Origin of the sequence: Shimia marina, from assembly GCF_001458175.1 — a bacterium.
GTDB classification, from domain to species: Bacteria; Pseudomonadota; Alphaproteobacteria; order Rhodobacterales; family Rhodobacteraceae; genus Shimia; species Shimia marina.
The window spans coordinates 34,012-56,840 of sequence record NZ_CYPW01000025.1 but is presented as its reverse complement, the minus strand read 5'-3'; the positions used below and the strand labels follow the sequence as shown (position 1 = coordinate 56,840).

At 57.1% G+C, this 22,829-nt stretch carries 27 protein-coding genes and 1 pseudogene; 15 read left to right on the top strand and 13 right to left on the bottom strand.

Annotated elements, in window-relative coordinates; all coding sequences use genetic code 11:
• Positions 1 to 776 (top strand): annotated as a pseudogene (locus SHM7688_RS19750) (chemotaxis protein CheA); the annotation flags it as partial.
• A 62-nt stretch (positions 777 to 838) separates the two neighbouring features.
• Here SHM7688_RS19750 and SHM7688_RS12645 read toward each other — a convergent pair.
• The 3 genes from SHM7688_RS12645 to SHM7688_RS12635 form a co-directional block, all read right to left on the bottom strand.
• Positions 839 to 1,306 carry a thiol-disulfide oxidoreductase DCC family protein gene (locus SHM7688_RS12645; RefSeq protein ID WP_058240321.1) on the bottom strand — a complete coding sequence of 156 codons (468 nt, stop codon included), beginning with the start codon at positions 1,304 to 1,306 and terminating at the stop codon, positions 839 to 841.
• Between the two features lie 120 nt (positions 1,307 to 1,426).
• Positions 1,427 to 1,672, bottom strand: coding sequence for a DUF2842 domain-containing protein (locus SHM7688_RS12640; RefSeq protein ID WP_058240312.1), 246 nt, complete (start codon positions 1,670 to 1,672; stop codon positions 1,427 to 1,429).
• A gap of 32 nt (positions 1,673 to 1,704) precedes the next feature.
• Complete coding sequence (locus tag SHM7688_RS12635) at positions 1,705 to 3,018, bottom strand: adenylosuccinate synthase (RefSeq protein WP_058240311.1); 1,314 nt, start codon at positions 3,016 to 3,018, stop codon at positions 1,705 to 1,707.
• 343 nt (positions 3,019 to 3,361) lie between these two features.
• Here SHM7688_RS12635 and SHM7688_RS12630 point away from each other — a divergent pair, with 343 nt between their 5' ends.
• Positions 3,362 to 4,237 carry a transferrin-binding protein-like solute binding protein gene (locus tag SHM7688_RS12630; RefSeq protein WP_058240310.1) on the top strand — a complete coding sequence of 292 codons (876 nt, stop codon included), beginning with the start codon at positions 3,362 to 3,364 and terminating at the stop codon, positions 4,235 to 4,237.
• Between the two features lie 6 nt (positions 4,238 to 4,243).
• On the opposite strand, the gene SHM7688_RS12625 is transcribed toward SHM7688_RS12630, so the two are convergent.
• The 3 genes from SHM7688_RS12625 to nthA are packed head-to-tail and all read right to left on the bottom strand — an operon-like array spanning position 4,244 to position 5,855.
• Positions 4,244 to 4,570, bottom strand: coding sequence for a nitrile hydratase accessory protein (locus tag SHM7688_RS12625; RefSeq protein WP_058240309.1), 327 nt, complete (start codon positions 4,568 to 4,570; stop codon positions 4,244 to 4,246).
• Positions 4,567 to 5,244, bottom strand: a complete 678-nt coding sequence (gene nthB, locus SHM7688_RS12620) for a nitrile hydratase subunit beta (RefSeq protein WP_058240308.1) — start codon at positions 5,242 to 5,244, stop codon at positions 4,567 to 4,569. Before nthB ends, SHM7688_RS12625 begins: the two co-directional genes overlap by 4 nt.
• Entirely contained in the window at positions 5,241 to 5,855 is a 615-nt protein-coding gene (gene nthA, locus SHM7688_RS12615; RefSeq protein ID WP_058240307.1) for a nitrile hydratase subunit alpha, read from the bottom strand. The genes nthB and nthA overlap by 4 nt, the downstream gene beginning before the upstream one ends.
• Positions 5,856 to 6,032: 177 nt before the next feature.
• On the opposite strand from nthA, the gene secG reads away from it, so the two are divergent.
• From secG to SHM7688_RS12575, 8 genes are all read left to right on the top strand, one after another.
• Entirely contained in the window at positions 6,033 to 6,395 is a 363-nt protein-coding gene (secG, locus tag SHM7688_RS12610; RefSeq protein ID WP_058240306.1) for a preprotein translocase subunit SecG, read from the top strand.
• Between the two features lie 261 nt (positions 6,396 to 6,656).
• On the top strand, positions 6,657 to 8,300 hold the full coding sequence (gene pyrG, locus SHM7688_RS12605) for a CTP synthase (RefSeq protein ID WP_058240305.1): 1,644 nt from the start codon (positions 6,657 to 6,659) through the stop codon (positions 8,298 to 8,300).
• 318 nt (positions 8,301 to 8,618) lie between these two features.
• Entirely contained in the window at positions 8,619 to 9,488 is an 870-nt protein-coding gene (locus SHM7688_RS12600; RefSeq protein WP_058240304.1) for a hypothetical protein, read from the top strand.
• 36 nt (positions 9,489 to 9,524) lie between these two features.
• Positions 9,525 to 10,469 (top strand): homoserine O-acetyltransferase MetA, encoded by a 945-nt coding sequence (gene metA / locus SHM7688_RS12595; protein ID WP_058240303.1) that lies wholly within the window; start codon positions 9,525 to 9,527, stop codon positions 10,467 to 10,469.
• A gap of 92 nt (positions 10,470 to 10,561) precedes the next feature.
• On the top strand, positions 10,562 to 11,431 hold the full coding sequence (gene ppk2, locus SHM7688_RS12590) for a polyphosphate kinase 2 (protein WP_058240302.1): 870 nt from the start codon (positions 10,562 to 10,564) through the stop codon (positions 11,429 to 11,431).
• Positions 11,424 to 12,041, top strand: a complete 618-nt coding sequence (locus SHM7688_RS12585) for a TetR/AcrR family transcriptional regulator (protein ID WP_058240301.1) — start codon at positions 11,424 to 11,426, stop codon at positions 12,039 to 12,041. Before ppk2 ends, SHM7688_RS12585 begins: the two co-directional genes overlap by 8 nt.
• A 2-nt stretch (positions 12,042 to 12,043) precedes the next feature.
• A complete protein-coding gene (locus SHM7688_RS12580; protein WP_058240300.1) occupies positions 12,044 to 13,312 on the top strand; it encodes an alpha/beta hydrolase in 1,269 nt (422 codons plus the stop codon).
• Between the two features lie 207 nt (positions 13,313 to 13,519).
• The gene (locus SHM7688_RS12575; RefSeq protein WP_058240299.1) at positions 13,520 to 14,005 is read left to right on the top strand and encodes a pseudoazurin; all 486 of its coding nucleotides are present in this window, start codon (positions 13,520 to 13,522) and stop codon (positions 14,003 to 14,005) included.
• A 53-nt stretch (positions 14,006 to 14,058) separates the two neighbouring features.
• Here the strand turns inward: SHM7688_RS12575 and SHM7688_RS12570 are convergent, their stop codons facing one another.
• From SHM7688_RS12570 to SHM7688_RS12555, 4 genes are all read right to left on the bottom strand, one after another.
• Positions 14,059 to 14,712, bottom strand: coding sequence for a class I SAM-dependent methyltransferase (locus SHM7688_RS12570; protein ID WP_058240298.1), 654 nt, complete (start codon positions 14,710 to 14,712; stop codon positions 14,059 to 14,061).
• 229 nt (positions 14,713 to 14,941) lie between these two features.
• Positions 14,942 to 15,427: a 30S ribosomal protein S9 gene (gene rpsI, locus SHM7688_RS12565; protein ID WP_058240297.1), complete on the bottom strand. Its 486-nt coding sequence runs from the start codon at positions 15,425 to 15,427 to the stop codon at positions 14,942 to 14,944.
• A gap of 3 nt (positions 15,428 to 15,430) precedes the next feature.
• Positions 15,431 to 15,892, bottom strand: a complete 462-nt coding sequence (rplM, locus tag SHM7688_RS12560) for a 50S ribosomal protein L13 (RefSeq protein ID WP_058240296.1) — start codon at positions 15,890 to 15,892, stop codon at positions 15,431 to 15,433.
• 158 nt (positions 15,893 to 16,050) lie between these two features.
• On the bottom strand, positions 16,051 to 17,385 hold the full coding sequence (locus SHM7688_RS12555) for an aminotransferase-like domain-containing protein (protein ID WP_267885339.1): 1,335 nt from the start codon (positions 17,383 to 17,385) through the stop codon (positions 16,051 to 16,053).
• Positions 17,386 to 17,531: 146 nt separating this feature from the next.
• On the opposite strand from SHM7688_RS12555, the gene SHM7688_RS12550 reads away from it, so the two are divergent.
• Positions 17,532 to 17,762, top strand: a complete 231-nt coding sequence (locus tag SHM7688_RS12550) for a DUF1127 domain-containing protein (RefSeq protein ID WP_144432585.1) — start codon at positions 17,532 to 17,534, stop codon at positions 17,760 to 17,762.
• Between the two features lie 52 nt (positions 17,763 to 17,814).
• Here SHM7688_RS12550 and SHM7688_RS12545 read toward each other — a convergent pair whose 3' ends face one another.
• Together SHM7688_RS12545 and SHM7688_RS12540 are read right to left on the bottom strand one after the other, a co-directional pair.
• Positions 17,815 to 18,354, bottom strand: coding sequence for a DUF2459 domain-containing protein (locus SHM7688_RS12545; protein ID WP_158500697.1), 540 nt, complete (start codon positions 18,352 to 18,354; stop codon positions 17,815 to 17,817).
• Positions 18,355 to 18,459: 105 nt separating this feature from the next.
• Positions 18,460 to 18,882 (bottom strand): PaaI family thioesterase, encoded by a 423-nt coding sequence (locus SHM7688_RS12540; protein ID WP_058240294.1) that lies wholly within the window; start codon positions 18,880 to 18,882, stop codon positions 18,460 to 18,462.
• Between the two features lie 56 nt (positions 18,883 to 18,938).
• On the opposite strand from SHM7688_RS12540, the gene SHM7688_RS12535 reads away from it, so the two are divergent.
• From SHM7688_RS12535 to gluQRS, 3 genes are read left to right on the top strand one after another with little or no spacing between them, the layout of a single operon-like run.
• Positions 18,939 to 19,724 carry an enoyl-CoA hydratase gene (locus SHM7688_RS12535; protein WP_058240293.1) on the top strand — a complete coding sequence of 262 codons (786 nt, stop codon included), beginning with the start codon at positions 18,939 to 18,941 and terminating at the stop codon, positions 19,722 to 19,724.
• 51 nt (positions 19,725 to 19,775) lie between these two features.
• Positions 19,776 to 21,131, top strand: coding sequence for a methylenetetrahydrofolate--tRNA-(uracil(54)-C(5))-methyltransferase (FADH(2)-oxidizing) TrmFO (gene trmFO, locus SHM7688_RS12530; RefSeq protein WP_058240318.1), 1,356 nt, complete (start codon positions 19,776 to 19,778; stop codon positions 21,129 to 21,131).
• A gap of 46 nt (positions 21,132 to 21,177) precedes the next feature.
• The gene (gene gluQRS, locus SHM7688_RS12525; RefSeq protein ID WP_058240317.1) at positions 21,178 to 22,020 is read left to right on the top strand and encodes a tRNA glutamyl-Q(34) synthetase GluQRS; all 843 of its coding nucleotides are present in this window, start codon (positions 21,178 to 21,180) and stop codon (positions 22,018 to 22,020) included.
• Here the strand turns inward: gluQRS and hisI are convergent.
• Positions 22,017 to 22,379 carry a phosphoribosyl-AMP cyclohydrolase gene (gene hisI / locus SHM7688_RS12520; RefSeq protein WP_058240292.1) on the bottom strand — a complete coding sequence of 121 codons (363 nt, stop codon included), beginning with the start codon at positions 22,377 to 22,379 and terminating at the stop codon, positions 22,017 to 22,019. The two genes, gluQRS and hisI, sit on opposite strands and share 4 nt — an antisense overlap.
• A gap of 68 nt (positions 22,380 to 22,447) precedes the next feature.
• On the opposite strand from hisI, the gene SHM7688_RS12515 reads away from it, so the two are divergent.
• The coding region (locus SHM7688_RS12515) for an iron-sulfur cluster assembly scaffold protein (protein WP_058240291.1) at positions 22,448 to 22,829 on the top strand (382 nt) is incomplete at its 3' end.

Genomic DNA, 22,829 nt, shown 5'->3' with positions numbered 1-22,829 from the left:
CACAAGCCCCCGCCGCGTCAAAAGCCACCGCCCGCCCCGAACCGGATCTGTCCCGCCTCATGGCCAAGGCAGACACGGAAATGGAAGAGCCTGCTGGCAAAGGACGCCGCAGTGCCATCGCACATTTGCGCGCCGCTGTTGCGGCAACCCGTGCCGAAAAGCGCGCAGGCAAAACTGGTAAGAGCAAGGATGACACCATCGCCTACCGCGATGATCTGGCCAGCGTTGTGCGGGCTGTGCCCGGCGGCAAAGGCGCAGACGCCGAAAGAGCTGACAAGCCTGCCGCCGCTCCGTTGACACTCGTGCCGTCGCAACGCGTCGACACACCTGAGGCTGCCGCCCCGGAACAATCCGCTCAATCGTCGGCTGAAGAGCCGCAAAAGGCCCCGCGTCGCGTCCCTGTTCGTCCGCGCCGCGTGTCCTCTGACCAATTGGACCGCGCACAAATCGCGCGGCCCGCTGCCCCGGTCAGCTCTTCAAATGCCACATTGAGCGGATTTTCCAAATACGCGGCCAGCATCGGAGCCACCCAGCTGCCCGAAAGCATCGAGGCGGCCGCCGCCTATCTGACCTATGTCGAAGGCCTCAAGCAGTTTTCACGCCCCATGCTGATGCGCATGTCCCGCGAAGTGAATATTCCCCAATTCACCCGCGAAATGGGCCTGCGCAGCTTTGGTCAACTGCTGCGCGAGAAGAAGATTGAAAAGCTCGAAGGCGGGCGTTTCACCGCAAATGCCTCCATCAACTTCAAGCCAGAGGATCGCGAGGTCGGCTGACCTTCGCACCATATCTCATCTCTAAAGCCCGGTCCCCGCGACCGGGCTTTTTCTTTCCACAGTCACTTGAGCAAAAGCCGCGCCTTCAGTTTTTCATCCGGCAACGCACACATGTCAGATCGCCCAAACAACCGATAGCGATTGCGCGCTATCCGGCGATAGATCCAGTCCTGAGCGGGCCCCGGCAAGCCCCGCAAGGGCCAAAGCGCATGCCCAATCCCACCCACAAGAGCTCCGGCGCGGATCATCGCATCCAGAGAGGCATAAGCCTGCCCATCATAGAGCAAAAGCCAGCTTTCAGGATCATCAGGCGACAGGTCATAATGCCCCAACAGCGCGGTGCCCAGCGCGGTTTGCGCCGGGCAGATTTTGAATCGTTCCGCATGATCGAACCGTGCAATCATACGGGCCCCAAAACTGCACAACGCGCAGTCCCCATCCATCACGGTCACCGGCCCGCTGTCCTCAAATGCAGGCACTGCCGGGTCATCCCGATAAGAAAACGGCGCACGCGCGGGGAGTTCTGCCAAAACCTGTTCCTCCAATGGATCAGAGACTGCCCAATCTCTCGGCGCCTGACAATGGGGCAAATCAACGCAAAACGGCGGCACATGAGATGCCGCCGTTTCATTATTTTATTTGATTTCAGCCTATTGCGGATCGTCATCAAAGCGCACTGGATCCGCATCTGGATCCGCCTGCCCGATGCCTTTGAACACCGATTTAAACGGCATGATCCAGACAATGCCCAACCCCACATAAAGCGCCAAAGTGCCCAAAAAGGAATTCGGCGCTATAGTTGTCGCAAGCACCGTTGCCACCAGAATGTAGATCGGCAGCCCCACAACCAGCACCAGCAATGCGACCCGGCGACGTGCTTTGTAACTCAATGCCATATCAGCCTCTCCTGTTTTGGGAGATTACGAGATCAATCCGCAAACGGATCGGTCACAAGAATGGTGTCTTCGCGCTCCGGGCTGGTGGACAGAAGCGCCACCGGACAGTCAATCAGCTCTTCCACGCGTTTGACATATTTGATCGCATTGGCCGGCAAATCGTTCCAGCTGCGCGCGCCTTCTGTGGTCTCGCTCCAGCCTGGCATCTCTTCATAGATCGGCGTGCAACGTGCCTGCTGATCCGCCGCTGTGGGCAGATAGTCCAGCGTTTCGCCATCCAGATCATAGCCCACACAGATTTTCAGCGTTTCAAAGCCGTCCAGAACGTCCAGTTTGGTCAGGCAGATGCCTTTGATACCAGAAGTCGCACAGGTCTGACGCACCAGAGCGGCATCAAACCAGCCACAGCGGCGCTGACGGCCCGTGGTGGTGCCAAATTCATGGCCACGGGTGCCTAGACGCTCGCCATCCGCGTCCGGAGTGCCGTCTTCTTTCAGAAGCTCGGTTGGGAACGGGCCTTCACCCACACGGGTGGTGTAAGCTTTCACAATGCCCAACACATAATCGATGGAGCCCGGGCCGATGCCGACGCCAGTGGCGGCTTGGCCCGCGATCACATTGGAAGAGGTCACAAACGGATAGGTGCCAAAATCAATGTCCAGAAGCGCGCCCTGAGCGCCTTCAAACAGGATCCGCTTGCCCGCTTTGCGCTTCTCATTCAGCACTTTCCAGACAGGTGCCGCATAGGGCAGGATTTCTTTTGCAATCTCTTTGAGTTTGACAATCAGCGCGTCGCGGTCAATCGGCTCCACGCCCAGACCTTTACGCAGCGGATCGTGGTGCTGCAATGCACGGTCCACACGCGCTTCCAGCGTCGCTTCGTCAGCCAAGTCTGCCACACGGATCGCACGGCGGCCCACTTTGTCCTCATAGGCTGGGCCAATGCCACGCCCGGTGGTGCCAATCTTGGTGCCTTTGGAGGCCGCTTCTTCGCGCGCACGGTCCAATTCGCCGTGGAACGGCATGATCAGCGGCGTGTTCTCCGCAATCATCAGCGTTTTCGGCGAAATTTCGACACCCTGCTCACGCACAGTCGCAATTTCTTTGATCAGGTGCCATGGATCCAGCACCACACCATTGCCAATCACCGACAGCTTGCCACCGCGCACAACGCCAGAAGGCAGCGCATGCAGCTTGTAGACTTTCCCGTCGATCACCAGAGTGTGGCCAGCGTTATGTCCCCCTTGGAACCGTGCGATGACATCGGCACGTTCGCTGAGCCAGTCAACGATCTTGCCTTTTCCCTCATCGCCCCACTGAGCGCCTACAACAACAACATTGGCCATATCCGGTCCTTTGCAGAGAGTTCAAACCCGCGCCCTTTTAGCGATGTTGTGCGAACGGTGAAACCGCAAACTTCTCAAATTTGTGACGCAGGACGGGAATTTCCCGTCTGCTCCCCTCACAGGGCTGGTCTCCCGCATGTACATGGCAAGGTTTTTCAGACCAAAACTGGTGATAAACCACACTTTTAAGGTGAGTTAAAAAGTAGTAAATCACACGTGCAAGCTGCGATGTAAAATAGAGTGAAGCACTCCTAGCAAGGCAGAAACAGCCTTTTTTGCATCCACAGAGAATGCACCCGCAACACCAACTCATTCACGATCAAATTCTGAAAACGACAGTACAATGAAATATAAATTCACGATCGCGGCCTTGCTTTGCGCAACCGCGCTTTCTGCATGCGGTGGTGGCGGTTCAAGTTCGGACGCAACTCCTTTCACTGAGATCAGCGACCTTCCCGACAGCGGAAGCGTTGCGCTTCAGGGAGAAGCCGTCACGATGAACTATCGCCGCAATACAGTGACCGGGCGTTTGACTTTTGAAGATCCAAGTCGGCCAACAGACAGCACGCTTACCGCGACCTTTAGAAACGGTGAGCAAGTCGCCACGCGCGCAACGGCCGGAAGCTCTGGCTTCAACATCGACACGCGCGATGATGGCACAAGCAGTGTCAGCCAACACATTGCAGTTTTGAGCAGCAGCAGCGATAGATCCGTTGCAATATTCGCCAACCCGGAAACCGCAGGGCTGGATCACACCAGCTACGGCACCTGGCTCGATGGTGACACCAACACACGCGGATCTGTCGCAGCCGGATCTTACGGGTCACGAACAGCCGCAGCAGACGTACCGACATCTGGCACTGCAACCTACAACGGCAAGGGCGTGGGCATGGCCACTGTGGGTGACGGGGATCTTTATGGAACAGAGTTTGACGTGACGCTCTCCACCACAGACTTCAACACTGTCGCCATCTCAAGCAACAACACACTGGCAACAAATTTGATCGACGGCGGCACCAGCCGTTTAAGTTCACTCGACTTCAACGGCACAGGAACGATCACGGACTCTGGCTTTAATGCCAACCTGACATCCGGTAGCGGTACGGGCAGCACTCAAGGCAACTTTTTTGGCCCCAACGCCGAAGAAGTGGGCGGCACCTTCAGTGTCTCTGGCTCAACGGTTACCCATATCGGCGCCTATGGCGCATCGCAGCCCTAAGCAAACTCAGTGAGACAGCTTCACCGGCTGACCATGCGGCGTGGACAAATAGGCCTCTGTCCACGCCTTTTTCATGTGGGTCAAAACGGTTGCTTCGGCCAATTTCATCTCAATCAGCAGCGCTTCCAGAGTCTCCAGCCAAGCGTTGAAGTAATCCTCCCCGCCATCAAGCTCCTTGGTCAGGCCATGCGCTTTCAGTGTGGTACCAAACCGCGCAGCCCAATCCGCCCACTCAAAATGCCCTGCCTCATTCAACGCCACCGTCAGCGCGAAGACCTGCGCATGCCAAGGGGCCTCAAAGGCGGGATCCGGCCTGTCGCCACACCACGTCATTCTGCTGGCTCCAGATAACTCTCCCACAGATCCAGCACGACCTCATCACGCGGATCCGCCTCCGCCCCCCACAGGTCCTGCGCTGAAAACCGCACCGCATAAAGCGGCTCTGCCGCCTCCCCCTGAAAATGCGCGTTGCTGTCGGGAAACACATGTGCGCCATGCTGCAAGATCACCTCGCCTTTGGCCCCGCTGGCATAGTCTGGCAGGCGTGTGTGCCCGCCCGGCACCTTCACATTGCGCGCAGGCCGCCGGGTCTGCACTTTTGCACCCACCGCAAACTGCGGCGCAGCGGCCTCGCGCGTATAAGGGCTGCCATTCATCAAAGCCTCCGTGACCGCGCCGGGCTTCGCCGCCCGCTCCGCCACAGGCGAAATCCCATCCGCCTGCCCGCTCGCTAGCTCCGCCTCCGTCAAAACGCCACGCGCCACCATCAAGTCCGCAAGGCCGCCCATCCATTTTTCATAATAGGAATACCGCATGTAATCCTCCGGGCGCAGCAGTTCCCGCGCATGGCGCGACGCATCAATGTTCCACTGCCCCAAAAAGCCGCAGGCCACATTCAATGCGAGCGCCCGTTTGTGCCAGTCCTTGGCCTCTGCAAAATCATAGCCATCCGTCGGGTCCACCACCCCCGTGCCCAGACGACCACCCATATCATGGATCCGGCTCATGTCTGCGCATCCTTCGCCAGCGCGGTGCCAATCATACTGTCGCGTGTGATCAGCGCTGCCAGCGCCGCCTCGCTCAGGCCTTCCGTGCCCGCAGGCCGCTGCGGCACCACCAGATAGCGCACCTCCGCCGTGCTGTCCCACACCCGCACCCTCTGGCCCTCTGGCAAAGTCAGGCCAAACTCTTCCAGCACCTTGCGCGGCTCCCGCACGGCCCGTGCGCGATAGGCATCGGACTTGTACCAGCCCGGTGGAATACCCAAAAGCGGCCACGGGTAACAGCTGCACAGGGTACAAACGACCATATTGTGGGTCTCCTCGGTGTTCTCCACAAACACCATATGCTCCCCCTGCCGCCCATAAAGCCCCATATCGCGCAACACCGGCATCGGATCGCGCAGCATCACCGCATGAAACTCCGGGTCCGCCCACATCTTGGCCACCACCTTGGCACCATTCTGGGGACCAATCTTGTTCTGATAGAGATCAATGATCTCATCTAGGGCGGCCGGATCCACCAAGCCTTTGTCCGTCAACAATGTTTCCAGTGCCTTCACCCGCAAAGCAGGGTCGGAGGGCAAATGTGAATGCGGGTGGTCGTGATCATGTGGCATGGGGCAACCCTGCCAGAAGCCTCCATACCCGTCTATCACCAAAACGTCGCCCTCATCGCGCCAGATCTCCCCCGAAAGCGCCAGAGCCGGCCAACTTCACGAAACCACCTTGCCCCCCGCGCCAAACTTGCCTACATACGCCGCTAACAAATCCGAACGCTCGCTTTACAGGTCCCAATGGAAAACGTTGTCCTCATCATCCATCTTCTTCTTGCTCTGGCGCTGATTGGCGTCGTTCTGATGCAGCGTTCTGAGGGCGGTGGCCTTGGCATGGGTGGCGGCGGCGGTGCCGTCTCCGGTCGTGCAGCCGCAAGCGCGCTGACCCGCGTGACATGGATTTTGGCAGCGGCCTTCATCTGTACTTCTATCGCGCTGACCGTGATTGCGGCCAAAAACTCTTCTTCCAGCTCGGTCTTTGATCGCCTCGGCACCACCGCCCCTGCGGCAGAAGAAACCGCCCCAACTCTGCCGGGCGCAGGCGACTCTCTGCTGCCCCCATCTGAGGGTGACAACGCCCCTCTGGTGCCACGCGCAGACTGATAAACGCGTTCATCGCAGATCAAAGTGGCCCTTCCGGGGCCACTTGTTTTTTGCCCAAACCGGGCATCCACCACAGCTTGAGGCATGACAATCACCCGCAACAGCATCTTGCGGTCTGGTTGCCTTTTTGCTGCGAATCCTATATGACTTAAGTCCCGTGATGCTGGGTCAAATTTGGGACCATTTCCAAGGGCCCGGGCGCTGCTACATCGACACACACCTTCGACACGAGGGTCCACAATCACGGGGGACGCCAGAGGCATGGCTCGCTACATTTTCATCACGGGTGGGGTTGTTTCTTCGCTGGGCAAAGGTCTTGCTTCAGCGGCATTGGGAGCCTTGCTACAGGCACGTGGCTACACTGTCCGACTGCGCAAGCTCGATCCTTACCTGAACGTCGATCCGGGCACCATGTCGCCTTTTGAACATGGCGAAGTCTTCGTCACCGATGATGGCGCGGAAACCGATCTGGATCTGGGCCACTATGAGCGCTTCACCGGCGTGCCCGCCCGCATGACCGATTCAGTCTCTTCCGGCCGCATCTATTCCAACGTGCTGGAGAAAGAGCGCCGCGGCGACTATCTGGGCAAAACCATTCAGGTCGTGCCCCATGTCACAAATGAAATCAAAGACTTCCTGCATGTGGGCGACGATGAGGTCGACTTCATGCTCTGCGAAATCGGCGGCACCGTGGGCGACATCGAAGGTCTGCCCTTCTTTGAAGCCATCCGCCAGTTCGCCCATGACAAACCTCGTGGCGATGTGATCTTCATGCACCTCACCCTGCTGCCTTATCTGGCGGCTTCCGGTGAGCTCAAGACCAAACCGACCCAGCACTCTGTCAAAGAGCTGCAATCCATCGGCATCGCACCCGACATTCTGGTCTGCCGCTCTGAGCAGCCGATCCCGGAAAAAGAGCGTCAGAAAATCGCTCTGTTCTGCAACGTGCGCAAAGAACATGTTGTGGCCGCCTATGATCTGAAATCCATCTATGAAGCCCCGCTGGCTTACCATCGCGAAGGTCTTGACCAGGCGGTTCTCGATGCCTTTGGCATCGCCCCGGCCCCGCGCCCGGATCTGTCGGTCTGGGAAGATGTGAACGACCGTATCCACAACACCGACGGCAAGGTCAATGTGGCCATCGTTGGCAAATACACCCAGCTTGAAGACGCCTATAAATCCATCAAAGAGGCGCTGACCCACGGCGGCATGGCCAACCGTGTCAAAGTGACGGTCAGCTGGGTCGATGCCGAAGTCTTTGACAAAGGCGATGCCGCACCACATCTGGAAGGCTATGACGCCATTCTGGTGCCCGGCGGCTTTGGCGAGCGCGGCACCGAAGGCAAAATCAAAGCGGCGCAATATGCGCGTGAGCATAAGATCCCTTACCTCGGCATCTGTCTGGGCATGCAAATGGCCGTGATCGAAGCGGCCCGCAACAAAGCCGGCATCACCGATGCGGGCTCCGAAGAGTTTGATCACGAAGCTGGCGAAACCCGCTTTGAGCCGGTGGTCTATCACCTCAAGGAATGGGTGCAGGGCAACGCCAAGGTCACCCGCAAGGCGACGGATGCCAAAGGCGGCACCATGCGCCTTGGCGCCTATGACGCAGCCCTGACCGAAGGCTCCAAAGTGGCCGAAGTCTACGGCAGCGCCGCCATCGAAGAGCGTCACCGTCACCGCTATGAGGTCGACATCAAATACCGTGAACAGCTTGAAGCCTGCGGTCTGCGCTTCTCCGGTATGAGCCCCGATGGCCGCCTGCCCGAAATTGTGGAGTGGGAAGATCACCCATGGTTCATCGGCGTGCAGTTCCACCCGGAACTCAAATCCAAGCCGTTTGATCCGCACCCGCTGTTCCGCGATTTTGTGCGCGCCGCCAAAGACAACTCACGGCTGGTCTGATCCAATACACCATTCTCCCAAAAGGCGCGGCACTCACACCGCGCCTTTTGCATGTCGCCTGCTTCCTCTTGATACAAATATCCCGGGGGTGTGGGGGCTGGCCCCCACTGCACAGCCCCCACACCGCGCAGGGCAACGGCCCGCGCACGCCGCACATAGGTTTCATCCGCTCCTAATTTTGCACCGACGCCTTACCGCCGGGATACCGACGCAATACCGACACGGATTTTTTTGGTTAACGCCGCCGTTGCGCAATTGCATTTGACCCCTCCGCCCCCGCGCTTTACCACCGGGACCACAAGACAAAGGGACACAGCCATGATCTACACATCGGCGCAGGAATGGCGGGACGCCAGCCAGAAAAAACTGTTGCTTTTTGGAATGTCCGGTCTTGGGAAAACTCATATTTCCAATGCGTTACGTGACAGCGGCGCATGGTTTCACTACTCTATAGACTACCGCATTGGCACCCGCTACATGGGCGAATACATCGCCGATAACGCCAAGCGCGAGGCCATGAAAGTTCCCTTTTTGCGCGACCTTCTCATGTCGGATTCGATCTACATCGCCTCCAACATCACCTTCAACAATCTCGCCCCGCTCTCCACCTATCTCGGCAAGCCCGGCAACCCCGAACAGGGTGGCCTGGCCTTTGCCGATTACATGCAGCGCCAAGAGCAGCATCGCACTGCAGAGATTGCCGCATTGATGGATACCAAACCCTTTATTGACCGTGCGCAGACCCTTTATGGCTATGACCATTTTGTCTGCGATACCGGCGGGTCCATCTGTGAGGTGGTGGATCCCTCAGACCCAGAGGATCCTGTGCTCACCATGCTGTCACAGAATACCCTGATGGTCTGGCTGAAAGGCTCTGACGCCCATACAGAAGAGCTGGTGCGTCGTTTTGATCGAGCTCCTAAGCCTATGTATTATCAGCCGGAATTTCTGATACAAGCATGGTCAGACTATCTTGGTGAAACCGGCCATGTCGAAAGCTCGGTCGATCCGGACACCTTTGTGCGCTGGACCTATGCCCGCGCCCTTGCCCACCGCCAACCGCGCTATGAAGCCATGGCAAAATGGGGTCTGACGCTGCCCGCCGAACGTGTTGCCGCCGTTGCCTCCGCCTCAGATGTCATCGACGTGATCGCAACGGCCCTTGAGGATCACGCCTCAGCCGCCTAACTATGGCCCCTACCATAAAACACCAGAGAGACTGACATGCCTATCAAGATCCCCGCCGACCTGCCCGCCTTTGACGTGCTCAAGCACGAAGGCGTCATGGTCATGGCCGCGGATCAAGCCGCGCGTCAGGACATCCGCCCCATGCGGATTGGTCTGCTCAATCTGATGCCCAAGAAGATCCAGACGGAAAATCAATTCGCCCGTCTGATCGGTGCCACTCCGTTGCAGCTTGAGCTCTCGCTCATTCGCATGACAGAGCACAAAACCCGCAACACAGCCGCAGAACATATGGCTGAATTCTACCGGCCTTTTCAGGATATTAAGGCCAGCGGAGAAAAATTTGACGGGCTGATCATCACCGGCGCTCCCATTGAGCATATGCCCTTTGAAGAGGTCACCTATTGGGATGAGCTCTGCGAAGTCTTTGACTGGACCCGCACGCATGTGCACTCCACTTTTGGGGTCTGCTGGGGTGGCATGGCCATGATCAACTACTTCCATGGCGTGCAGAAACATATCCTTGATCACAAGGCATTTGGCTGTTTCCGACACCAGAACCTCGCCCACGCCTCGCCTTTCCTGCGCGGCTTTTCTGATGACTGTGTGATTCCGGTGAGCCGCTGGACAGAAATTCGCCAAGACGAGATAGACACCCGCCCTGAGCTGCGCACCCTCCTGCACAGCGAAGAGGTCGGCCCCTGTCTTGTAGAAAATCCAAAGACGCGGGATCTGTTTATTTTCAATCACTTCGAATACGACAGTGACACATTGAAACAGGAATACGACCGCGATTTGGCCGAAGGCACGCCAATCAACGTGCCGGATAATTATTACCCGGACAACAACCCGGCCAACCCTCCGCAGAACCGCTGGCGCAGCCATGCACATCTGCTTTATGGCAACTGGATTTCTGAGATCTATCAAACCACGCCGTTTGACATGTCTCGCATTGGCCACGAAATCACCGACCTGCGCGCCTGACGCCCTCTCAGGGATGCGATGTAACGTAAGTTAACACCGCGCATTGCATCACCATCCGCTGCAGCCCATAGTGGGGAAAAGGGAGATGTTTCATGGGCTTGCCATTTGACGGTGCCATCAGCCGCTATTTTGATGAAGACGCGCCCAAAGAGATCCGCACTGCCATCATGGATGCGGGCAAGAAGGACATCCTGTCAGACAACTACCCTCACAAGGATCGGCTAGAACGCAAAGCCTATGAAGCTGCGCTTGAAGCCCTGCAAATCGAATTGGTCAAGATGCAGCACTGGGCCAAGGAAAGTGGCGCACGCATCGCTATGGTGTTTGAAGGCCGTGACGCCGCTGGCAAAGGCGGCACCATCAAGCGGTTTCGCGAAAACCTCAATCCGCGCGGTGCCCGCGTGGTCGCCCTGTCAAAGCCAACAGACGCCGAACAGAGCCAATGGTACTTTCAACGCTATATCAATCACCTCCCCTCTGGCGGAGAGATCGTTTTCTATGATCGCAGCTGGTACAATCGCGGTGTTGTGGAACAGGTTTTTGGCTTCACCGAAGACGCAGACAGAGAGCGGTTTTTCCGACAGGTGCCCGGATTTGAACAGGCACTTGTGAACGATGGCGTCTATCTCTTCAAATTCTGGCTCAACGTTGGCCGCGCCGAACAGTTGCGTCGTTTTCTGGCCCGCGAAAAAGATCCGCTCAAACAGTGGAAGCTGAGCTGGATTGACGTCGAAGGCCTCAAACGCTGGGATGCCTACACACAAGCCATCGACGAAACGCTGACCCGCAGCCACAGCGCGCTCGCCCCCTGGACCGTGATCCGCTCTGACGACAAACGACGCGCGCGTCTGAGTGCCATTCGCACTGTGCTACAGGCCCTGCCCTACGACGGCAAAGATACCGTCGCACTGGGCGAGATTGATCCCTTGATCTGCGGCGGACCGGATATCTGGAATGCCTAAACGTGGCTATCATCACGGCAACCTGCGTCAGGCGCTGGTAGAGGCGGCTCTGAGCCTGATTGAGGCCAAAGGCCCCACGGGCTTTACCCTGTCTGAGGCTGCCAAAACCGCAGGGGTGACCCCAGCGGCGGTCTATCGCCACTTTGAGGGGCGCGAAGATCTCATCGCAGAAGCAGCGCGCCAAGGCTATGAAATCTTTGCAGATCTCATGCAGTTTGCCTTTGACAAAGGCCAACCATCGGCCCTGGCCTCTTTTGAAGCCACCGGACGTGCCTATCTCGCCTTTGCCCGCAAATACCCCGGCCACTACATCGCGATGTTTGAAAGCGGCATTTCTGTCAACCGCACACCAGAACTGGCCGCTGTGGCAACCCGCGCGCGTGGCGTTATGGAACACGCCGCTGCGGAACTGTCCAAGCACATCCCCCCCGAAAAACGCCCTCCGGCGAGCATGTTCTCTGCCCATGTCTGGGCCATGAGCCACGGCGTTGTAGAGCTCTATGCTCGCAACTCCCCCGGCACCCAAAGCCCCTTCGCCCCAGAAGACCTGCTTGAAAGTGGCATCGGTGTCTATCTGCGTGGTCTTGGCCTGATTGATGCGGACAAATAGTCATGAAACCCCGTGTCGCGCTCATTTTTACACTCTACCTTGGGCTCATCGCCTGTGGAGAGAACCAATATAATGAAGTGACCTTGATGCCCTCGCCAGTCGCTTTCACAAGCGGCGCGCTGGATCCTTTCCATGGCCATGGCGAAAAGGAACTGATCGGGCATACCACCCTTTTTTATGCCACAGATCGCGCCCCTGCGACGCCGGATGATGCCAGCGACTTCTATGCCAATCGACGCGGCCATCTGCTGAGGGTGGGCGTGGCGACCGTCAATATGACCCCTCGCATCAAAAGTTGGGCAGAGTTCAAAGACATCACGCTGGCAGAGAACCGCGAGATTGAGCGCACCTTGAGCGTGACGGCCGTTGAGGAACTCGGGCCACTGCCCGTCACCTCGCCCAATCCCTTGATCACGCCGCCCCCTGCGGACACGCTCGCACGGGTACATCGTGACTTTCGGGACAGCATCAATCGCCAATTGGCTGCCTCCGGCGGTCAGGATGCGGTGATCTATGTGCATGGCTACAACGTGGATTTCGAATATCCCACGCTGATCTCACAGGAGTTGCAGCACTTTCTGGGCTACAAAGGGGCCTTCATCAGCTACAACTGGGCCGCAACACCGCGCCGTACGGCTTATTTCAAAGATCTGGAAACGGCCAATGCCACACGCAAAAACCTACGTGTTTTGATCGAATTCCTGGCCCAGGAAACGGATGTGCGTCGCATTCATCTGATTGGATATAGCGCCGGTTCGCGCTTGGCATTTGAGGCCACATATCAATTGGCCCTCAAACATAAATCTAATCCGTCCAACGCCAAATTGGGTCAGGTGATCCTGGTAGGCAGCGATCTGGACCGCACCTATTTTGCCGAAGCGATCGGGGACGGGCTGCTGGATATCATGGATCATCTCTCCATTTACATGTCGAGCAGCGATTCCGCATTGGGCATGTCGCGTCTTGTTTTTGGGCGCCACCGCCTTGGACAGATCGGCGACAACAGCGAAGAGTCGCGCGCGCTTGAGCATCGCTTGATTGACGTCCCGAAGGTCAGCCTGATTGATGTGACCGACGCACCGGGTGCCGCGCTTGGCAATGGCCATTGGTATTTCCGCTCATCCCCTTGGACAAGCAGCGACATTTTCCTCTCTCTGCTCAAAGGCTCGCCGCCTGCCAAACGTGGCTTGGAACGCACGCCAGACTCAGCAGTATGGCATTTCCCCAAAGACTACCCGGATCGGATTTTACGTCTGAGTTCAGATATGTGATCCGCAAGCTCGCTGCCTGTAGTGCAAGCGCCTAAGGGTGGTGGCGATTTGACGCGACCTCTGGCGCATTTTGCAAGTTGATGCCTCCGCGCTGCTTGCCTATCCAAGGCGGCAGGAGCCAACTGCTTATGTTTGCGCATCTGTGGACAGCCGGAAACCGGAAAGCGCATGTTTTTGAATGCGTGAGTTGTATCTGAGAACCATAAAATGACACTCAAACTGAACCGCCGCGAAGTGATCCTCGCCGGAGTCGCACTTTTGCTTGCTCAGCCCTCTTTGGGTCAGGCAACCCTCGACATTGAAATGCTCAACAAGGATCCCGACGACAAAAAGCGTCGCATGATCTTCAAACCTCTGATTCAGGTTGTGCAACCCGGCGATACCGTCCGCTTCGTCTCCGTCGACAAGGGCCACAATACACAAACCCTAGAAGGCATGCTGCCAGAGGGCGCCGAGGCGTGGAAAAGCAAGATCAGCAAAGATTTTGAAGTCACGCTCACCACTCCGGGGTTTTACGGCTACAAATGCACACCCCACGTCAGCATGGGCATGGCCGGCCTGATCATCGTTCAGGGCGAAGGTATGATGGGCAACTACGAAGCCGCCAAAGCGGTGAAGCACAAGAGCCGTATGCAAAAAGTCTGGGATGCGATCTGGGAACAGGTTGAGGCGGAAGGTCTGGCCAACAGCTGATCGTCACCAGAAGGCCACGCAAAGGGGCGTCCTCGCGCCCCTTTTCTCTTTCATCACCCCTGCCAGATGATCTTGCCACATCTGTTGCCAACAACCTCATGATCAATCCCCTCTTCCTTCACAAATTCAAAGAAGGCTTCGAACGCACCATCCCAGCTGTTGTTGTCGGCAACGTCATCCACAAGAATAATGGCCCCTGCGTTGAGATAACCCCGCATATTCCGCAAAGCTTTTAATGTGGGCTGATAGAGGTCGACATCCAAGAAAACAAAGTCGATGCCGCCATCGATTTCAGCAAAGTCAAAATCCGCCACATCACATTGTATCGCTTTGACAAAGTCATAGTCAGAGAAGTTGCGCTTCCAGGTTTCAAAATCATTGTAGGAAAACCCGGCAAGCTCCCCTCTGGATTTACCGCGGTTTTGGATTTCGTAATCCACGTCTTCTGCCGTGAAGGAGGAAAACGTGTCCAAGCAATAGAAGGCAACATCGAGCCTGTTTTTCTCGATATGCTCGGCAATGAAGCGTGTTGTCATACCTCGGGCGACGCCGATCTCAAGAAGATTGAGGCGGTGCCCCCGCTTACTCAAGGCCACAATGCTGGAAATGATTTCCGCCAATTGCTCCGGCTCAATATTGTATGAATACTTGGGCGCACCAAAATTTGTGTGCCGAAAGGCAAACTTCTTAATAAACTCTGTGATCATCTATTTTTCCAAAATAGGAGTTCAGCCCCTGCTGTCGGTCGCTGGTTATACTAGGCGCGCACATTGGGAACACAAGCCGCATCGGACGCAGGCACCTAATCGCCATCTAACACCAACTCTCCAAATCTCGATGACACCTCTCAGCGCACACAGGTCACAGCGCTATATTTGCAAAAAGAAAGGGCCCGCAAATCTGCGAGCCCTTTCTTTTTGATATGTTGTCCAGCGATTAACGCTTGGAGAACTGGAACGAACGACGCGCTTTGCGCTTACCGTATTTCTTACGTTCCACAACGCGGCTGTCGCGTGTCAGGAAGCCAGCGGCTTTCAGAGGTGCGCGCAGGGAGGGTTCATAAAGCTGCAGAGCTTTAGAAATACCGTGCTTCACCGCACCGGCCTGACCGGTCAGACCGCCACCTTTCACGGTGGCATAGACGTCGAATTCGCCTTCTACGCCGGCAACCTGGAAAGGCTGGCGCAGGATCAGCTGCAGAACCGGACGTGCAAAATACTTGTCCTGGTCTTTGCCGTTCACGATGACCTTGCCGGAACCCGGCTTGATCCATACGCGGGCAACAGCGTCTTTACGTTTACCGGTCGCATAGGAGCGGCCCAGTTCGTCGCGCACTGGCTCACGAGGAGCCGCAACTTCTACAACAGCTTCTTCACCGGCTACGGCGTTCAGCTCTTCAAGCGAGTTGATTTGATCAGCCATGGGTTAGCTCCGGGTGTTCTTGCTGTTCATGGACTTCACGTCCAGCACTTCAGGGGCCTGTGCTTCATGCGGATGCTCAGCACCAGCGTAAACGCGCAGGTTGGTCATCTGCTTGCGGGACAGACGGTTGCCAGGCAGCATGCGCTGAACCGCTTTGGTCACAACACGCTCTGGGTGCTCGCCTTCCAGGATCTGCTCAGCAGTACGGGACTTGATGCCGCCTGGGTGGCCAGTGTGCCAGTAGTAGGTCTTGTCAGAGCGCTTCTTACCGGTCAGCTGAATTTTGTCCGCGTTGATCACGATGACGTTGTCACCCATGTCCATGTGCGGAGTGAAGGATGCCTTGTGCTTGCCGCGCAGGCGCATGGCGACGATCGAAGCGAGACGGCCCAGCACCACGCCTTCGGCGTCGATGATGATCCATTTCTTCTCGATGTCTGCCGGAGTAGCAGAGAAGGTTTTCATGTCAGGTCTTCCATGATTGGTTGACAGATGCGCCAATGGCTGACGCATCAAAATGCGATGGCCGGGTTATAAAGCAGCCACACACAGCGTCAAGCGTCGAAAAATCAAATAAAGCCATCAAAAACAATGCATTACAAAATAGGTATTATATTACCCCATTAATTTTCATTCCACAGCGGCGGTTTCGCGAGCAACTCAGACACAATCTCAAGCGCGGCCTGCAAATCCGCGACAGGCAACTCAGGTGCGAGCGCAATACGCACGGCATTGGGCGCCTGCCCGTCGGGCAAAGCATACTCATCAGCGGACTTGATCCGTATCCCACGCGCATCGCAAGCGCGCACAAAGGTTGAGCCCCGCCAGCCCTGAGGCAGCTTAAGCCAGATAAAAGGCACATCGCGACGCCAGCGGATATCCCAGCTTCCCAAGATGTTGACCGCGACACGCACACGTTTTTCGATGGCGGCAATCACCTTCTGACGGATGGCGGCGGCTTCGCCGCTCAAAATCAATTCCGCACAGATATCAAGCATCGGCTGTGGCACGCCATAACAGTTGGATTGCATCACATGTCGCGCCATCTGCGCGCGCCCTTCCGGTGGCACCAAAAACCCAAACCGCAAGGCAGAGGAGACCGCTTTCGTGAGTGATCCCAGATACCAAGCGCGATCCGGGCACAACATCCGATACGAAGGTGTTTCAGAGGCATTCAAACCGTAGCAATCATCCTCAATGATTTGCAGGTTGTAGCGCCGGGCAAGTTCGGCAATCTCCTGCCGACGCGCCAAAGGCGTATGAACGGTTGTTGGACTGTGGGCCTGCGCAGAGGTCACCAGAACCTGCGCGCCATGCCGCCGCAAAGCCTCCTCCAGGCGATCAGGACGCAAACCATCCTGATCAATCCCCACGCCAATCACATCCGCGCGCAGCAACCGACAGGCATGTCGCACCCCCGGAAAGGTCACCTCCTCCGTCAACACAACCGGAGAAGAGCCATGCAAACAGCACTGCATTGCAATCATAGAGGCATTCTGCGCACCAAGGGTCAGAACCACATCATCTATGGAAAGTCGCGCGGCGATGTCATGGCCGATCCAATTCACCACAGCCTGCCGCGCCACCAAATCGGTCACCGAATCCGGGCACAGCAAATAAGAGGGCTCCGCGGCCAGAACCCGCGCCATGGCACCATGAATGGCCTTGTCCTGCCCCACGTCCGGCACACGCACCGCGCGCAAATCGACATCTTCGCTCTGTGACAGGGTGACAAGAGGCTCTGGGCCTAGCATGGGTTCCAGACGCCCATCCGCCACAAAGGTGCCGCGCCCCACCGTTGTTTCAAGCAGCCCTTCTTCCACTGCCAACTTGTAAGCACGGGCAACAGTTCCCGGTGTGATGCCCAACTGCCAGGCCAAATCCCGCACAGGCGGCAGCTTCTCTCCAACAGCCAAATGACCGCTTCGGACAGCACAGCGCAGAGATTGTACCAACACTAGATATTTTGGATCAGTACAATTTTCAAAATCTGGCGGCCATATTGTACCAGTCACAATGTTTTCCTCGCAATTGTATCCACCCAAAGCTACACAGGCACTGTAACAAACTTGAGGATTGTATCAATACAATATTGGAGATGACCATGACAATGACCACAGCACATCTTGAAAGCCTGTCCCTGCACGCCGCCACCAACCGTCTTCCGGTTGCTGCACGTCTGGCACTGTCTTTTGCGGCAACGGTCACACTATGGGATCAACGCAGCCGTACACGCCGCGAACTCTCCAGACTCGACGCTGCTCAGTTGCAAGATATTGGCATGACGCTCTCAGAAGCGCGCGCTGAAGCCCGCAAAAAGATGTGGCAAATCTGATCCCCGTCAGTTTTTGCCTCTTCCACTGGGTCGGGATTTTCCCGACCCCTTTTTACGTGCGGCCATAACGTCGCTGAAGATCCCATAACAAACCGCCACTGATCACCGAAGGCCCCGGCGCAGAGGCAAGCCCGCCAGCCCGCAGCACCTGCGACACCCAGGAATTGCAGGTTTGAAACAGATGATACTTCCCACGCCCGTCATAGAATGCGCTGACGCCATACAGCACCGGCACCAGTTGGTCTGGCGACACCGCAGAACGCTCCACAAATTTCAACACGTCTGACAGCGCTTGGTCAGACAGCTTCAGCGCCACATGATCTGAAGCCGCAAAGACCTCCACAGGGGAACCCCGCCCCGTTGCGATATGCAAAACGCTCGGCGAAGGCATCAATAAAGCCCGCGCTCCTATCGAGAGAGTCACATCGTCAAACGTCGGAACTTCGAAATAAAATCCTGCATCCCCCCAACCGAACTCAAACCAGTCCGCATCTGGAAATTGTACCAACCACGCCTCGGCCAATCCCTCACCAAACCGTTCCAATCCCTCTCTGGGTATAACAAGCCCCGCGTGATATCCGTGATCAAACACCCAAACCGGGGTGCCGCCAACAGGATCCAGCGGCCCCCCTGCTCAAATGCAAAAACCGGCTGGCACCCGCAAGCATCACGACCAACAGACACCAGCGTAGAATCTTCATGACTTGGGCGGGATCGCGTAGGTCATATTCGCGCGCGCCACCGGCATGTCCTCGCCCTCCGAATAAATCAGAATATGGCTCACGGACAGGTTCCGCCCCAGCTTCAAAAGCGTGGCTTTGGCGATCAAATCACGGCCCGAAACCGGCTTACGCATAAAATCCAATGAACAGTTGGTGGTCACCGTCAGGGCTTCGCGCCCAATGCAGGCCAATGTCGCAACATAGGCTGCAACATCCGCCAGCGTGAACATTGTGGGCCCCGATACCGTCCCGCCGGGGCGCAAATGCTGCTCGGAAATCCGCATCCGCATCACCGTGTTGACCCCATCCAGATGCTCAACAACAAAGGCGCCTTTCACCTGCGGAAACACGTCATCCAGAAACGCGTTCATTTCCTCCGCGCTCATAACTGCTTGCATGCTTTTCCTCCCTCTCCTCTCCCGCTAACGTTGCGGCATTACTTAGGGAGGGCAAGATGACAATTTTGGAACGTCGCGACACAAATGCAGTGGCACATCTCACAATGAATGCGCCGGAGCGGCTCAATGCTCTGTCTGATGAAATGCTGGCTGCGCTTCAATCGGCCCTGGCGGAGATCGCGCAAGATAATACGGTGCGCGCCGTGGTGCTGTCTGGCACGGGCAAAGCCTTCTGCGCCGGTCATGACCTCAAACAGATGACCGCAGGGCGTCAGAACGAAGACGAGGGCAAAGCCTATTTCAAAGATCTGTTCACCCGCTGCGCCACGATGATGCAAAGCATTCAAAAACTGCCACAGCCCGTGATTGCCCAGGTGCATGGCATTGCCACGGCGGCGGGCTGTCAACTGGTGGCCACCTGCGATATGGCCGTGGCCGCTGAGGGCACCCGCTTTGGCGTGAATGGTGTGAACATCGGCCTCTTCTGCTCCACGCCCATGGTGGCGCTCAGCCGCAACATTGGCCGCAAACATGCCATGGAAATGCTCACCACTGGCCAGTTCATCACCGCGGAGCGCGCCGAAGCACTGGGGCTGATCAACCGCGTGGTCCCCGAAGCAGATCTCGCCACCACCACCACAGCACTTGCAGAAACCGTGGCCTCCAAACTGGGGCTGGCGGTCAAAATTGGCAAAGAAGCCTTTTATGAGCAGCTCCAGAAACCTCTGGCCGAGGCATATGACTACACTGGCGACGTGATGGTCGAAAACATGCTTTGGCGCGAAACCGAAGCAGGCATTGCCGCCTTTCTCAACAAAGAAACCCCCACTTGGGACCAATAGAGCACGCTTCCCCCCTTCCCAAACCGCAGCCCCTCGCCTATGTCCGCCTGCATGACACAGACATTGCATATCATTGGCGGCGGTATGGCCGGCTCCGAGGCCGCATGGCAGGCCGCGAACATGGGCGTTCAGGTGGTGATCCACGAGATGCGCCCAAAGGTGGAAACCTTTGCCCATCGCACCGGGCATCTGGCGGAGATGGTCTGTTCCAACTCCTTCCGCTCTGACGATGATGAGCAAAACGCCGTGGGCCTGCTGCATTGGGAAATGCGCGCAGCGGACGGGCTGATCATGGCCAAAGCCGATGAACACCGTCTTCCCGCTGGGGGCGCACTGGCGGTGGACCGTGATCCATTTGCCGAGTCTGTGACAGAAGCGCTGATGGCGCACCCCAATGTCACGGTTGAATACGGCGAGATCACCGAACTGCCCAGCGACGGCCACTGGATCATCGCCACCGGCCCGCTGACCTCCACGTCTCTGGGCGCGGCCATTCAGGCCGAAACCGGTGCGGACCGTCTGGCGTTTTTTGATGCCATCGCCCCGATTGTCTATGCCGAGAGCATCGATATGGATGTGGCCTGGCTGCAATCGCGCTATGATAAAGGCGAGACCGAAGAAGAGCGCAAAGCCTACCTCAACTGCCCGATGACAAAGGACCAATATGAGGCCTTCATCGACGCGCTGCTGGCAGCCGACAAAACAGAATTCCACGAAGGCGAGACTGCGGGCTATTTTGATGGCTGTCTGCCAATTGAGGTGATGGCCGAACGTGGCCGCGAAACCCTGCGCTTTGGTCCAATGAAACCGGTGGGGCTCACCAACGTCCATAAACCCGATGACAAACCCTATGCAGTGGTACAACTTCGTCGCGATAACGCTTTGGGAACGCTTTATAATATCGTTGGTTTTCAGACCAAGATGAAATATGGTGCCCAGTCCGAAGTGTTCAAAATGATCCCGGGTCTGGAAAATGCCTCCTTTGCCCGCCTTGGCGGCATTCACCGCAACACCTTCATCAATTCCCCCACGCTTCTAGACGATCAGATGCGCCTGAAATCGCGCCCCAATATTCGTTTTGCTGGGCAAGTCACCGGTGTTGAAGGCTATGTAGAGAGTGCTGCCATGGGGCTGCTGGCGGGCCGCCTTGCCGCCGCTGAGATCTTGGGGACCGCGCTGGAGACTGCCCCACAAAACACCGCCATGGGCGCACTTGTGCATCACATCACCGGAGGGGCCGAAGCCAAAACCTTCCAGCCCATGAATGTGAACTTCGGGCTGTTCCAGCCGGTTGATGGGCTCAAAGGCGGTCGTCGCGGGCGTAAAGACCGCTACAAAGCCTACACAGACCGCGCCAAATCCGACTGGCAGGCATGGCTGGATGCTCAGACCAAGGTGGACGCCTAACGCACTTCACCTTAGGGTGGCGCAAACTTAAAAGCGATTGACCAACGTGACATTCATCACGCGCTTTGCGCCCTCTCCAACTGGCCCTCTGCACCTCGGGCATGCCTATTCTGCCCTTCTGGCGCATGACATGGCACGTGACGCAGCTGGCCAGTTTCTACTGAGGATTGATGATCTGGACCAGTCTCGCGCACGCGCTGGATGGGAAGAGCAGATCTATGAGGATCTGCACTGGCTCGGGATCACCTGGGATGGCGCGGTGCGCAAACAATCCGCCCATTTTGACGCCTATCGCGCCACTCTGGATCAGCTCCGCGATATGGGGCTGACCTATGAGTGTATTTGCACAAGGCGCGACATCGAAGCTGCGGCAAATGCCCCGCAGGAAGGCGTGCCGCAATTTGGCCCAGATGGCCGCGTCTATCCGGGCACCTGCCGTTACGCCAACCATATGGCGCAAGACGCCACCTGCACGCGCCTCAATATGGAAAAAGCCTGTACAATCGCCTTGCCGCTGACCTTCACAGAGAGCGGCCCGCTCTACGCTGGCGACCATACCCTCAACACAGAGATCCTCATGACACGCGTCGGAGATGTCGTCCTATCGCGACGCAATATGGCCGCATCCTATCATCTCTCGGTGGTGCTTGATGATGCTGCCACACAGGTCAGTCATGTCATTCGCGGCGCAGACCTCTTTGAGGCCACCGCCATTCATGTGCTGTTACAGGCCCTGCTCAAGCTGCCGACGCCGCACTACCATCACCATGATTTGATCCGCGATGCCGCAGGCAAACGTCTTGCAAAACGCGACGACGCCCGCGCGATTGCCAAATATCGCGCAGAGGGCGCCAGCCCTGCCGATATCCGCGCCATGGTCGGGCTTTAATCCGCCATCGGAGCCATAAGCTCGACATTTTCCCCATCGCGCACCGCTGTGTAAAAACAGGTGCGCCGATTGGTGTGACAGGCCGCCCCCACCTGTTTGATCAGAACCAGAATACAATCCTGATCACAATCATAGCGGAAATCGACCAGTTCCTGCACATGCCCGGAGGTCTCCCCCTTGATCCAGAAAGACTGACGCGACCGGCTCCAATAGGTCACGCGCTTGGTTTCCAAGGTACGCTCCACCGCCTCGACATTCATCCAGGCCATCATCAGAACTTCGCCACTCTCGCTGTCCTGCGCAATGGCCGGGATCAGCCCCGCATCATTATATTTCAGCGCTTTTGCATCAAAGCCCATACCATCGTCCCTCTTTGCATCCGGTATTTTCCTCTCTATCTACAAAAGCAGCAACAAAGGAAACCTCCATGTCCGGCGAAACCGACCTGATCAAGCTCTACTCTGGCCAGATCTTGCAGCTCGCAGCTGCAATCCCGCATACGGATCGTCTGCCCACCCCGGATGCCAGCGTCAAGAAACGCTCTCCCCTCTGTGGCAGCACAGTCACCGTGGACATTGCTCTCAAAGATGGTGTGATTGCACAGTTTGGACAGGATGTGAAAGCCTGCGCTTTGGGACAGGCAGCGGCCTCTGTGGTGGGGGCCAATGCCATTGGCCGCTCCAAAGAGGAAATTTGCGCGGCACGCGACGCGCTCAAAGCCATGCTGAAGGAAGACGGGCCAACGCCCCCTGCCCCCTTTGAAGCACTGGAAGTTCTGCGCCCGGCGCGGGATTATAAAAACCGTCACG